Source organism: Silvanigrella paludirubra (assembly GCF_009208775.1).
Taxonomy (GTDB): domain Bacteria; phylum Bdellovibrionota_B; class Oligoflexia; order Silvanigrellales; family Silvanigrellaceae; genus Silvanigrella; species Silvanigrella paludirubra.
This window is the reverse complement of the sequence record NZ_WFLM01000003.1, coordinates 591118-604611: the sequence shown is the minus strand read 5'-3', so window position 1 is coordinate 604611 and position 13494 is coordinate 591118. Positions and strand designations below refer to the sequence as shown.

General features: G+C 26.8%; 16 protein-coding genes. 5 read left to right on the top strand and 11 right to left on the bottom strand.

The window, feature by feature from the left end; translation table 11 throughout:
* Positions 1–8 precede the first annotated feature (8 nt).
* From GCL60_RS10205 to GCL60_RS10185, 5 genes are all read left to right on the top strand, one after another.
* Positions 9–1421, top strand: coding sequence for a UvrD-helicase domain-containing protein (locus GCL60_RS10205; RefSeq protein WP_153420556.1), 1413 nt, complete (start codon positions 9–11; stop codon positions 1419–1421).
* 877 nt (positions 1422–2298) lie between these two features.
* Positions 2299–2550 (top strand): hypothetical protein, encoded by a 252-nt coding sequence (locus tag GCL60_RS10200; RefSeq protein ID WP_153420555.1) that lies wholly within the window; start codon positions 2299–2301, stop codon positions 2548–2550.
* A 171-nt stretch (positions 2551–2721) separates the two neighbouring features.
* Positions 2722–3432 (top strand): hypothetical protein, encoded by a 711-nt coding sequence (locus GCL60_RS10195; protein WP_153420554.1) that lies wholly within the window; start codon positions 2722–2724, stop codon positions 3430–3432.
* Positions 3433–3470: 38 nt separating this feature from the next.
* The gene (locus GCL60_RS10190; RefSeq protein ID WP_153420553.1) at positions 3471–3665 is read left to right on the top strand and encodes a hypothetical protein; all 195 of its coding nucleotides are present in this window, start codon (positions 3471–3473) and stop codon (positions 3663–3665) included.
* Between the two features lie 254 nt (positions 3666–3919).
* The gene (locus tag GCL60_RS10185) at positions 3920–4651 is read left to right on the top strand and encodes a BTB/POZ domain-containing protein (protein ID WP_153420552.1); all 732 of its coding nucleotides are present in this window, start codon (positions 3920–3922) and stop codon (positions 4649–4651) included.
* 1049 nt (positions 4652–5700) lie between these two features.
* On the opposite strand, the gene GCL60_RS10180 is transcribed toward GCL60_RS10185, so the two are convergent.
* The 11 genes from GCL60_RS10180 to GCL60_RS10130 all read right to left on the bottom strand — a co-directional run bounded on the left by GCL60_RS10180 (position 5701) and on the right by GCL60_RS10130 (position 13493).
* A complete protein-coding gene (locus GCL60_RS10180) occupies positions 5701–6114 on the bottom strand; it encodes a hypothetical protein (RefSeq protein WP_153420551.1) in 414 nt (137 codons plus the stop codon).
* A gap of 191 nt (positions 6115–6305) precedes the next feature.
* Positions 6306–7088, bottom strand: a complete 783-nt coding sequence (locus GCL60_RS10175; protein WP_153420550.1) for a restriction endonuclease — start codon at positions 7086–7088, stop codon at positions 6306–6308.
* 102 nt (positions 7089–7190) lie between these two features.
* Complete coding sequence (locus tag GCL60_RS10170) at positions 7191–7502, bottom strand: hypothetical protein (RefSeq protein WP_153420549.1); 312 nt, start codon at positions 7500–7502, stop codon at positions 7191–7193.
* A 100-nt stretch (positions 7503–7602) separates the two neighbouring features.
* Positions 7603–7818 carry a hypothetical protein gene (locus tag GCL60_RS10165; protein ID WP_153420548.1) on the bottom strand — a complete coding sequence of 72 codons (216 nt, stop codon included), beginning with the start codon at positions 7816–7818 and terminating at the stop codon, positions 7603–7605.
* Positions 7819–7869: 51 nt separating this feature from the next.
* The gene (locus GCL60_RS10160) at positions 7870–8175 is read right to left on the bottom strand and encodes a hypothetical protein (RefSeq protein ID WP_153420547.1); all 306 of its coding nucleotides are present in this window, start codon (positions 8173–8175) and stop codon (positions 7870–7872) included.
* 96 nt (positions 8176–8271) lie between these two features.
* Entirely contained in the window at positions 8272–8868 is a 597-nt protein-coding gene (locus GCL60_RS10155; RefSeq protein ID WP_153420546.1) for a hypothetical protein, read from the bottom strand.
* Between the two features lie 184 nt (positions 8869–9052).
* Complete coding sequence (locus tag GCL60_RS10150) at positions 9053–9808, bottom strand: M23 family metallopeptidase (RefSeq protein ID WP_153420545.1); 756 nt, start codon at positions 9806–9808, stop codon at positions 9053–9055.
* Complete coding sequence (locus GCL60_RS10145) at positions 9805–10905, bottom strand: hypothetical protein (RefSeq protein WP_153420544.1); 1101 nt, start codon at positions 10903–10905, stop codon at positions 9805–9807. Before GCL60_RS10145 ends, GCL60_RS10150 begins: the two co-directional genes overlap by 4 nt.
* A complete protein-coding gene (locus GCL60_RS10140) occupies positions 10898–11779 on the bottom strand; it encodes a hypothetical protein (protein ID WP_153420543.1) in 882 nt (293 codons plus the stop codon). Before GCL60_RS10140 ends, GCL60_RS10145 begins: the two co-directional genes overlap by 8 nt.
* A complete protein-coding gene (locus tag GCL60_RS10135; RefSeq protein ID WP_153420542.1) occupies positions 11769–12398 on the bottom strand; it encodes a hypothetical protein in 630 nt (209 codons plus the stop codon). Before GCL60_RS10135 ends, GCL60_RS10140 begins: the two co-directional genes overlap by 11 nt.
* Before the next feature lie 6 nt (positions 12399–12404).
* Entirely contained in the window at positions 12405–13493 is a 1089-nt protein-coding gene (locus GCL60_RS10130; protein ID WP_153420541.1) for a hypothetical protein, read from the bottom strand.
* Between the last annotated feature and the right edge of the window lies 1 nt (position 13494).

Here is a 13494-nt window from a genome sequence, read left to right as displayed (position 1 = left end):
GAATAATTATGCAAGCTACATTAGAGCAAGTAAAAGTCCTTGAATTTACGAAAAACTCCCAAGATGATTTTAAAATCTCTGCTTTTGCAGGAGCAGGAAAAACCTCGACCTTAAGAATGCTTGCAAAAGAATTTAATAAATTGAGTTTTCTTTATCTTGCCTTTAATAAAGACATTAAAAAAGAAGCAGAGGAGAGTTTCACGAGAAATGTTTATTGTACAACTTACCATGCTTTAGCAAGAAGAGCTATGCAAATTGATAATTCAAACTACAAAAATAAACTTAATTTAAAATTAAAAACATCTGAAATAGTAAAAATATTAAAAGTTGATCAACAGGATTTTTGTAATCCTTATTCTGTTTTGCCTATTATTAAAAAGACTCTTGCGAATTTTAAGATATCAAGTTCGTTTGATTTTCATGAATCTCACATTGATTTAGAATCCATAATTGAGTTAACAGGAGTACCTACAGAACAATCAAGAATAGCAACATTTGTATATAAAATGGCTAAAAAATATTGGCAATATGAAACAGATTGTGAAAAAGAATTTCCAATGGATCACGATACATATTTAAAAATGTGGCACTTAGCGGACCCAAAAATTGATGTTGATGCGATATTTTTTGATGAAGCGCAGGATGCTAATGCAGTAATTTTAGATATTGTTCGTATGCAAAATTGCAGAAAAATATTTGTCGGCGATACACACCAGAAAATTTATTCTTGGAGAGGTGCAGTAAACGCTATGGAATCTCTTAAGATTCCTGAATTGTCTCTAACGCAAAGTTTTCGTTTTGGAGTTAATATAGCTAAATTTGCAAATATTATTTTAAAGAAGAAAGGGGAGAAAAGGGAACTACTTGGATTTGATAAAATCCAATCTAAATTAGGAAGTATTGATGAGACAAAAAAATTTACTCACCTTTGCAGAACTAATGCGGAATTAGTCATGCAAGCTATATTTTACGCTAGTCAAAATAAGAAAATTTATCTGATGGGAACTGAAGCTGAGTTATTTAATCGCTGTAAACAGGCTTATTTATTGTTTGCAAATAAAAAAGATTTACTGCCTATCAATTGTGAGTTTAAAACATACAAAAGCTGGAATGATTTTGTTGCTATTGCAAAAGGAAATCGTGAAAATAACATCTTAGTTAAAGTGGTTCTAAAGTTCCAAGAGCAATTGCCTCAACGGATTGATGAGATTAAAAAATATTTGGCCAATGAAAAAGATGCTAATGTTATTCTCTGTTCCGCCCACAAGAGCAAAGGTTTACAATGGGAACAAGTTAGGATTGGCAGTGATTTTAGTTTTAAGATAGAAGAAGAGCAAAACCTCTTTTATGTAGCTAGTACAAGAGCTATAGAAGTTTTGGATATATCAAATTGTGAAAATATTCTCAAAGAAATTATTTAAACCACTTGGTAAGGATCTAGACTTGAAAGGCTCACCACTTAGCTTAAATAACTAAAATCATAGATATAATTATAGAATCAAATAAAAGGCATTTTTAGAGAGGTTTTAGGAGTTTTTGACTTGGAGTTCAAGGCAATACGAAACTATATATGCTTAAAAATTAATCAAGTATTTTAATAAAAATATTCAATTCTGAATACCGCAATCAAAGCCTCCAATAAGTAAAAATCAAATCAAATTTTAAGAAATCATTTAACATATTAATAATATTATAAAATAAATATTGGTTTTAAAATTTAATAAATCCCATTCTAAAAAAAAAGTACGTTTTTTATAGTCTGTCTATTTTAGACAGACCGCTGATTTTAAATTTTTTTGTAAGTCTTTTTCTTAGAAATGAGTTCTAAGATTTGATTATAAATAATAGAAAGGAATCTATTGAAATGAAGAACAATAATGAAGAGAAAAAACTCAGTATAAGTAATCTTAATAATATTAATATCATCTTATACATAAATGGTGATTTTAATTTAAATTCAAAAAGTGAAAAAAAAGGTTTGCTTGTGCATATAAAGAGACTTTTAAAAACCTTTTTAAAGATAAAAGATTCTTTTTCTTGAAGCACATCAGATCTGTATAGGGGTCTTGAACTCGTTTAGATTTTAGTACGAGTGAAAATTTGTGACGTATTTTATCCACTTTCACACCCAAGCTCACAAGACCCAATATTATTTTGTAATATTTTTAATACTATGAATGTATTTTCATATATTTTTTCAATTTTAAAAAACGAGGATTGAAATTATATTTTATTCAAATCAAAATGCCTTAGCCTACTTTTTTAGGCTATTGCAATAATTTTTTGGAAGGATTTTATATGAGAAATATTAATTACTCTGTTTTTACTGATTTAGTACTAAATAAATACATGGATAAATTTAATGATATTTTTTTCCAATCGCAGGGAGGTGTCTCAAATATCAATTTAAATAATTTAAATAATACTTATATTGTTCCCGTTCAAATACTTCTTAACTCAGGACTTTGCAATATAGATTTAAATAACCAGCTTTGTTTTAATAGTAACAATTCTTTTTATCTTTCATTTTACCAAATGGTTAGACCCTAGTCATTAATTCACTTAATCATTTTTTCAATTCAAACTTAATATGATTTAATTATATTATTAGACCACTTTTAGGTAAGCTCTTGTTAATTTATGAATAATGCTATTGACAATTTATAAGTTTGATAAATATTAATTAGTGTTTAGAAAATTTAATAAATTTTAGGAGACTAAATGCTAGAAAACTTAAAAGAAAAATTATTTAGGAATAAAGAAAATCAATTTATTACTTTGGTAAGCTCAGTAGTTGGTAAATACACTCTCCATGATTATTATGATGAATACACTTCTGCATTAATTGAGTCGTATTATGAAAATAATACTTTTATTGAAAGAGAAGAAATTGCTTTATATCTGGCATTTCATTTACACGTAACTAGAACTTTTAAATCTCTAGGGAACGAAACAGAATTAAACAAGATTTATGAAACAGCAGAAAAAGCTTCTAAAGAAATTATTATTAAAGCAAAAGAACAAAGATTTGATAAAATATTCGATAAAATTAATTTACAGGATGAATTTAAAATCAATAGACTAAATCGAATAGATTTTATATCTGCCTTTTTTAAAAGATTTGAAAATTACAATGAGTTAATAGAATCAAAAAGAGATGTTATTAGAGTTTACTTACCAAATGAGAATTGTGTTGTTTACCCAAATCCTAAAGAATTTTCTTATGTTGATCTCGCTATTAATCGTTTTAATTTACCAATAGGTTTTTTAAGGATAGGGTTTGACTATTATTTAATGAATAAAAATAGTGAAAAACATTATACTATAGGTTTACGTTCAACGAAACGAATGAGAGAATTATTAGACTTTAACGACAATACTGATTATAATACAGCTCTTAAAGATAATTGGACTTTAACCATTGTACCATAAATTACTAATTTAAAAACAAGTAAAATAAGGGAGATAATATGAGCAATAATACTGATTCAATTGAATATGAAAAAGAGCTTTTAGTTTTAGAAAAAAGACTTCTTAAGTGTCTTAAAAATGGAGAAGATAATGTTGATGAAATCATGAATTTACTCTGTACACGCTATCCAAATGAATGGAAACCTCTATCAAAGGAAGAACTCGAAGAGTATAAAATTTCTCATACAAATTAATTAAATTTGTTTTAAATTTAACTGACATTAAGCTTCTCTTGTAAAAAATTACAAGACCCCTTAAACTAATCTCTTTAAATAAGCTAAAAATAGTTGCCTTATTTCAAGTTAAAGAAAAATAAATTTAATTTAATTTTTAAAGCTTATTTCTGAAAATTATTTAAATCTTAAAATAAATTGTTAATAAGTAATTGACAATCATATTATTCAGAACATATTTAATTTTTATATTATTGGATTTAATGGGAGGATAAATGTTAGAAACTTTAAAAGAGAAGATTTTTAAAGATAAAGATTGCAAATTTGTTTCACTTATAAGCTCTGTTATAAAGGATTATACATCTCGAGATTATTATGATCAATATACGTCAAGTTTAATTGAATCTTACATCTTGAATGATTGTTTTATTAATAGAGAAGAAATCGCTCTGTATTTGGCTTTTCATTTACATTCAACTCGAATTTTTAAATCGAATGATATATTTGATAAAGAATCTGAATTAAAGAATATTTATGAAACAGCAGAAAAGTCATCTAAAGATATTATTACTAAATTGAAAGAACTTGGCTATAAAAAAATATTTGATAAAATAGATTTACAACAGGATTTCAAGCTAAATCAAATGAATCGAATAGATTTCTTTACTTATTTTTTCAAACGATTTGATAAGCATAGTGATTTAATTGCATCCAAAAAAGATGTGATTAGAGTTTATTTTCCTAATGAAATGCTTGAAGTCCTTCCAGATCCTCTAGAATTCAAATATGTTGATGTTTCTATCAGCAGAACAGACTTACCCATCGGGTTTTTAAGAACTGGTTTTGAATATTGTTTGATAAATCAAGCTCAAGAAGATGATATCCTTTTTAAAACTGGACTTCGTTCTGTAAAAAGAATGAAAGAATGGTTAGTTTTTAGAAATGAATTAGATTATATTAATGCATTTGCATCAAATGATGACTGGAGTTTTGCAATTAACCGTTAATTTTAAAAATGAATCTTGAAGAAATAAGATATTTTTATTGAAGTTGTATCTGAAACTCATAAGAGTTTCACTTATCATAATTGGAAATATTGGTCAAATATAATATCAAAATTATAAAAAACTAAAATATTTTTAAGAGTTTCCATTTGTATTTAGAAAATACATATAGGAATACCAGAAGATAATTAACTACATAACCAATAAATTTGTATTTTATAAAACCTTCGAATTCTTATGCTTAAGACATTTTTAGATGCAACTTAGCATGTCTTAAGTTTCAAATTTGATACCTTCGAACGCAATTAAAAGTTATTCAACTTAGAGTAATATTTCTTTATAAAATCATTTTAAGGCCATTCCTAGTGATTTTTTAATACAAATTGGCCTTAGACTCATTACACCTAAAATTTTTATAAACCCAATGTTGTAGTATCAAAGAATTTGAACTTTAGACCAAATTGAAGATAGATAAAAAAATTTTTTTATTTTTTAGCTGACCCCATTTTTTAAAAATTTGTGTGAATCCGTAATCTCAAAACTAGCATCCAAAAATAGTCCATAACCATCAAAATATAAAAAGCTTATCTTATTATTAACAGCGAATGGCGCATTATTTTTATTTTTTCAATATCCTTATTTCTCAACAATAACTTTAAATTTATACCCCCTAAAACCCTAATATTGAAAAAAAACTACAGCAAAAATTTAAACGGCTTATTTGAAACTAATTATCCTAAATCTAGAACGGTAAATTTTGGGAATCCGTTCACTTCTTTTGTTCTATGAAAAAAGAAGCAATTATTTTCTTAACTTTTTTATTTTGAAAAGGACTTTAAAGAAATGGTTATTAGAAAAAAGGATATAAATATTAATGTGTATAATATAACCTTTAAAGATATAGATAAACTAGAAGCTATTTTTGTTTCTGGAGAAAAAAATAAAAACATAAAAAGTAATAAAGAAAAGGAGAGTTTATTTATAAATTTTATCAAAAAATTCATAATAATTATTTATAAAATAAAGAAATTTTTAATATAAAATAAAAAATGTTATTCATTTTCTAAATGACAAACCATAGAAAGCGAGAAACCTTTTGATTCTTTTTCATCTGAAATAATTATATTTGCTGCTGAATTTGCAGGGGTAACACCATTAACGGCAGCACAAATCGAAGCTGATGAATGTGTGTATTTATCACCTTCTTTAGAGCATGATATTATTCTCTTCATTGCAATTGCTTTACTGGAATTTTGATTTATAGGAGCGGTATAATTACAAACAAATCCATCTTTTCCTAATTGCTTATCAAATTTTCCTGCTTTAGTATCTATATCTAATTTATTTTCTTTCCCTGTTTCTAAATCTATAATTTGTACGCTCCAAACTATTTTAGGTGTCTTATTTGAAGCCATTGCCATAAATGGAGTTAAAGAAATTCCTAAAATTAGGGAGAATAATTTCATGTGAAATCCTTTCATAATAAATTATTTTCTACAGAGAATTAAAATATATACTCTGTTTTGTTTTTACATTTACCTATCAAGAAAAAATATAATGTTCTTAAGTTCCGATAATGTCAAGCGTATTAGACATAATAGCTGAATTTAATTGAAGCTATCACATAATTAATGACCCTTAATTAAAAAATAGATTATTAATGATTTTTGCTTAAAAGAAGTTCTTTTAATTGAGGCACTAAAAAAGTTTTTCCATTAAAATCGCTTTTTTTAGGTTGAAGGATTAAATGAAGAACTTTTTCGCCAGATATAAAATATGCATTATTATTAAGTTTAGAATAACTCATAGGACCAGTTTTACCAGTATGAATAAAATATCCAAACTGAGCGCTTTTTTTTAAAATAAGATTTGAAAACTCTTCCACATTTTGATTATTAATATAACCTTTCCAACATTTTGATTGCAATAATACTTTAACATCATTAATAAATACCATGCCGTCTAATCCACCATCATTTGTATGAGATGGGCTTCGCCAAACCCTAAAACCAGCTTCACTAAGACATGAAAGAACCATTTCTTCAAATATTAATCCCTCAATTTTTTTTAACTGATACATAATATAAGCAGGGCTTTTCCCATCTTCAAAGAACATTTTCCTTAAGTGCTTTATGTTTGTATTTGCTTCTTCAATTTTTTTTCGATGATGATAAGGGTTAAAATCTTTTTTTTCTTTCTTTAAAGAAATATTTACAATATTATCTGATATATTTTTGTTTATATCTGTACTCGGACTTTTAGATACTTCTCTTTTTTCTATTTGATTATTATTGAATCTATTGATACTAATAGAATCATCAGTTTTTAAATTTTCTTTATCACTCTCTTTTGGTTTTAAATCATTTTTTTTACTTTTATAAATTTCATAAAAAATATAAGTTACTATAGTAAACAAAAGTATTGAAATAAAAATATCCATTTTTTATCCTCATGTTAAGAATAGGCATGAAAAGAACCTTAAATATAAAAAACTCCTTTAATAAATATCAAAGGAGTTTTTTATTATTATTTATAGCAATATTTAAAAACGTTTTCTTAGATATTTAGTAAGTAGTAATGAAATGAAAAAACATAATAATAGTTTTGGCATTGAATTTATCAATGCAATAATATCTAATTTTGGCAAGAAATTTGGGTTATTATAATGATTTACTACTATATAAAAAATACACAGAGAAGAAACTCCTATAAATATATATAATAAAACTTCTAATATTTCTAATGATATATGAAATATTGGCCTTATAAATTCTTCAAAATCATTTTGTAGTCTATCTATTACATCAAAAATTATTTTAAGTTTATTATTCGATTTTTCTAAATTTGTATTCATTTTTTTTTCCATTATTGATAGTTTTTAAACACATTTTAATCTAAAAAATGTGTTCATAAGAAAGATGTGGTATTTTTAATAAAAACTTTATTAACAAAAATCAATGAGAAGCATATTTACAAATAAAGGAAGCTAATACCGCATGTGTCATCGTATTCGGCTGATAAGGTAGGTTACATTTTTTTAAAACTTCTTTTTGAAAATCGCTGTTATTTATAAATTTATCTATAATTTTTTCCTTTTCATTCGAAGACTCTAATAATAATTCTTTTTCTATCAAAGAAACACATGAATCAAAAAAATTTGAAGTAGTCATCTTTAACCCTTTATTTATTTTAATTTTATAAACATATTTAATTTAACTAAATTATCCAAAAACCTTATCATAAACTTTTGTAATAAAAATCATGAAAAAATTGATGAGTAAAAAAGTTACTTGATTAGGACCAATTTTTGAGAAATCAATAATAATTTCGTTGCTGAAATGGAATTTCTGAATCAAATAAATAACAATATGAGTTACAGTACCTGTAATAATCAAATAATAGTTTATCATTCTGATAGTGGAAAAAAATGAAGAAGCTATCCCTGACATAAAAAATGAAAATAACTCACTAAAATTCTTTTTATTCTTATTGCTTAATTCAATCCCAGACTGTGCTGTATTTTGCATAAATAACCTCATTAATTTAAAATTTTAAAAAATTTGCACAAAAATATTATATCTTTATTTCCTATAAAACCTCCTTTTATTTAATTTTTGATGAAATTAAAATCTGTTAAGAATATTTTCAAGAGCTAACTTTTGAGGATCTGAAATTTTGTCTTTGTAATCATATTTTTTGATAGTATAATATCCAGATGGTATGCGATTTCCTAAACAATTAAGCTGTCCATTTTTTTCAATGATATAAAATTGACCACCCATAAGTAAAACAGGATTAAATTCATTGCCTTTGTTTTTACAATATACAAATTCACACCCCCATCTCACGCCCGTATTTGCTTTATTTTTATATTCATTCATAGTACTAAATGATTTTTTTTTAATTATAACAGGTTTTTGATTAGCGCATTGAATATCACAAGTTTCACAAAAATTTGAAAATATTTTTCCCATCATAAATCTTTTTTTACATTTTAAACAAGTTTTAAGAGAAACTTGTTTATTTATATTTATAGCATCTAATTTCTCTTTTTTTTCTTTAACAAGACAAGGCTGACAAAATTTACTAAATACATTTTTAATAAAAAACTTTTCTTTGCATTTTTTACATGGCCTATCCGATATTTTTTCATATAAGCTCATTGGTTTGTCAAAGCGGATTAGATTCTCTGAAGACATTTTAGCTTTATCTCTATTCATAAAATCTCCTTATTTTTCAATTAAATAATATATTGAAATAAAATACTTTTCAAATTTAATTTTAATTTTTTTGTCAAATATTTTACTATTATAATGTTATTAAATATACATAATTTTAACAAATTAATATAATATAATTCTTTTATTTTTAAATATTTTTTTGTTATTTAAAATTGAAAATATTTTAGATACTACAAAATCTTGAATATTTATTATATGTAACCCATGCACGAAAACCTTGATTTCTTAAAACAACTTTTGCACATCTAGCGTTATTTGTTGCATCAAATAAATCTTTTCTGGACATGTCGCATTTTTTTAACCAAATATCATTGATTTGAAATAAACCTGTATCTTGTGTCCGATTTTTATTAATATTTACCGCATTCCGATTGAACGAAGATTCCCAGGAAGCAATACAAAACATTGTCGGAATTTCGTGATGAAAAAAACCATTGCGCTTCATAAAATCCACAAATTTTGGATAGAAATCCGTTTTTATCTTTTTTTTCTTTTGATGGTGACTATTTATAGTTAAATAATCATTAGGATCTTGAGCCTTGCCATCAAACGTTCTCACTTCAAATAATAAATACTTATTTGAAGTGCCTAAGTTGTGTCCAGATTTAACAATCATTCCCTCCTTAATTTTAAAATGATTTACATTGCGATAAATTGTATATATTTTATATGTTTCTGATTGAATAACGATCATATTTTGTTGGATTTTAGAAAATTCACCAGCATAGATAACTTTTCCGTCCATCGCAGAATAAACTTGTTTACTTTGCCTTGTATCAATTAAAATTCCTTGCACATCAGCACCATTAAAATCTTTAATTAATGCTCCTGCTGCTGGAGATGTTAAAACAATTTTCGCTTGAATTTTAAAATGAAAATGAAACGCAATCATAAATATAATAATATATTTTTTTATCATGTGTTATTTTGATCATTCCATGTTTGAGTTGTTTCAGTGAAAAATATTTGAACAATTGCTCCTTGCGCAAGAACAATTTCCGTGCCTGATTTATCCAAATTTGATATCAGACGATTTGCAACAGCCGTAACCGTTCCAGCAATACTTTGTCTGATTTGATTTGATGTAGTTTGATCGACTGTTTGACCATTCTGTGTTGCTGAAGTTGTTAGCTGAGAAAGTACAGAGGTATTAATATAAGCCCCAACAGAAGCTATAATAAGTTGCCAGTTCGAAGGATCGTAAATTTTCCCAGTAAGTCCATTATCTCCTAAAATGTCCTTCACAACAGCCACGCAAGGCATTGGTGGAGACGAATCTTTTGTGTTCACACAATTTTCTATTGCAATTTCAACTCGTCTTTCGGATTTATTTAATTTTGCTTTTCCCACAAAAGTTAAATTGTTTGGAACTTTTTGATCCGCAGAACCAAGAGCGGTTAGACTTGTATAAACAGATTCTCCTGAAGTAATAGTTAACTTATCAGGTAAAATAGCAAGCACACGAGTTCCTGCTTTAAACATGGCTCCTCTATCTGTAGTTTGCGCCATGCCTGTAAGGGTTGTCACTGGACCGCTTAATTTAGACTGACGAGCAAATTTTGTTTTGGGTAATTCAGATGCTTTAGGTTGTTCATAAATTTTTTCTTGCTGTTGTGAGTCTGAATTTCTGAATGTTTTAATATCAGCATGTTTAACTGTTGGTGGTTTATTTGCATCAAATAAAGCATTGTCATTTACTGCTGTAATATTACTTGCAATTTCTTCTGGTACTTTACCTGATGCTACAAGCTTGGTCATTGACCAACTATCTAATTTTGGATTTTTTTCTTTATCTATATTTTTACTTTCAACTACGGTATCAGACATCGTAGGTTGTTCTGTATTTTTATTTACGTCATGTGAATTTGCTCTTAAATGCTCAGTGAAAGACAGCCCATCTAGTTCTTTATTTAAAACATCAGAGCTTTTTTTTGAAGATGAAAGAGATTTAATTATCACAAAAGCAAGAAGCCCAACTCCACCATAAATTAAATAATTTTTTACTCTTTTATTCATTTGTCTTCCCTTTATTTTCAGCAATGATACCCGCAGCTTTTAGTAAGGACTCCATTTTATTTTCTTTATCACTTTTTGTAACATTATCGTTTTGGATTTTATTATCTGAATAAATTCCCATTTTTTCTAAACTAGATTTTATTGATTCAGAATTCTTCTCTTTAAAAGAAGATGGAATATTTTTTTTATCTAAATTCTTATTAACAAAACTTGGGCTAACTTCATTTATTTCCATCTTTTTTTCAATTATTTTATTTTGTATTGCTTCAGGTTTTTCTTCTTTCTGATTTTTATTCTTCTTATCTTTTTTGAAATAAGAACTATTATCTTTATCAGAAAACCCTTTTTCAAATCCAAATTGATCTAGTGAAAGAGCATAATTTTCTTGTTTTTTGAGAAACTTTACGATTGAATATGGGTTATCTTCAACAAATTCGACACCAAGAGGATATGCATTATTATCAACACTTTTACAGATCATTGCTGTTTGATCAGGTGCGCTTCCATCTGTTATTGCTTCACCTTTTACATTTAAAATGACTTGTGAAAAATTAGTTGGTTTCCCAGTTGAATCTTTGACAATATTTGCATCAGAAATTGAAAGAGCATTATTATTCCCCCAACAATTTGAAACCTGGAAAGGGAATAATAACAAAGTAGGTTGCGCAACTGTTATTTTAATAACTGGAGGTTGTTTTTTGGATAGATACATTGTTGCAAAAGGAATAACGGAATTAAAACCTTTATTAGGAATAAGAACTCCTTCTATTTCCTCTGGTGATTCTGAAAAAGATTGTTGAGTAATGAAAAAGGAAGTTGTAACTAAAATTATAAAATATTTAATTAGATTTAAATTAACGATATTAACTTTCATTTTTAATGTTCCTTAATTTAACAGATGTGATTTCTAAAATAATACCTTCACTTTCTTTTCTATCTTTTGCTGTCATTTTTAAATAAATATCTACCGAGAATTTCTTTGTTGTTTCTATTCCATTTCGAACCAATTTTTGAGTTAAATCAGAAACCACAACATAGTTTTTATTTTTAGGATCATAGCCACCTGAAATATAGGTTATATTAAAAGTTGCACTCGCTCCTGAATCTGCAAGGGATAAAGTTTTTTCAGCTTGCGACTTTAAAAAATTCTGAATAGATGAATCTCTTTCTTGAGAAAAATATTTAGAGTAGGTTGCAATTCGTGCCGCTGTTTCTTTTTTATTTGCAGGAAAAGAAAATAATACGTTCAACATTTCTTTCCCTGTTTTCTCAGAAAGAGCAAGCATATTAATATCGTTTGCATCATCCTTTCCACAATATAACTTTCTAGTGTTTCCATTTGCATCCACAAAAGCAATCGGCATAATTTTTTCGGGAGGAGTAGAAGGAGCTTTAAATAAATAATAATAAAATATTGGTGAAATAAAGACATAGGGAATAAAAAATAACCACATTCTTTTTTGAACTAAATAAGCTAAATGATCCAAGTGCATATTTATTTATCCTTTTCTCATAACACTTTTTAATTGTGCGAACTGATTTACACCAATAACGTTTAAAATAAAGTCAAACATTTTCCAGGAAACTAAAGCAATTATTAAGATAAAAAAAGCTAAACCACCAACGAGTTTTAATAGCAGAAAAAAATTATCTCCAACAAAGCCAGCACCATCAACAATATCATTGTTCATTTCTGTTATTGATCCTGAATAATCATGGATTGTCCATCTTGACATGGATGCAAGGAAAAAAATCTGTAATTTTGATAAAAACGTAAGTAATACAACTGCCCCAGTTATTCTAATAGGTCTAAATGGATCTATTCCCGACATAAATGTAAAAATGATGGTAACTAAAGGAATTCCCATTAAACACAAATATTGAATCGAAAATAAGATAAAATTTACGCAAGAAAATATAAATAAAATAATAATATAAAAACCAGCAACAACCGATGAAATAAGTTTTGTAAAATCCCAAACGCTAGCTTCTAATATTGTTGTTTTGCATTGTACTAATAACATGTTCATTGGCGCCATTGTTTCCGCATATCTTGCGTAGAGATCATCGCCAAAAAATATGTTTGAAAACTCATCTAATAAAGATGTCATTGTATTAAAAAAAACATCAAAATAGGAAAGACAAAAAAACGTAACAAGCGAAATAAAAAAAGCTTCCACAACTTCGTTGTGACTTCTCCATCCTCCCATGAGCATTCGAGAATGGAACATCATTGCAGAAAGTAAAATGGAAGCGCTGGCTGTAGCAGAGCCTACAGCGGAATTAGAAATCACATGAGTTAGACTTTCTGCTGCTTTTGCAATAGATTCGATATGAAAAATCCAAGCACCAACTCGATAAATCCCCTCTTGCACTTGCACAGTATCTTGTTCAATAGAGATGGTATGATTTATATTTATTAATGACTTTAAGATTAAATATCCAACTGTAAAAGCACCAAAATATTTAATAATATCAATAAAGGCATCTCTTTTATAAAATCCATATAAATATTTATATGAAATATAAAGCGCTACTCCTATCAAACAAAGATAGGTTGATGTTTCAAACATATCATCTAGAATCATT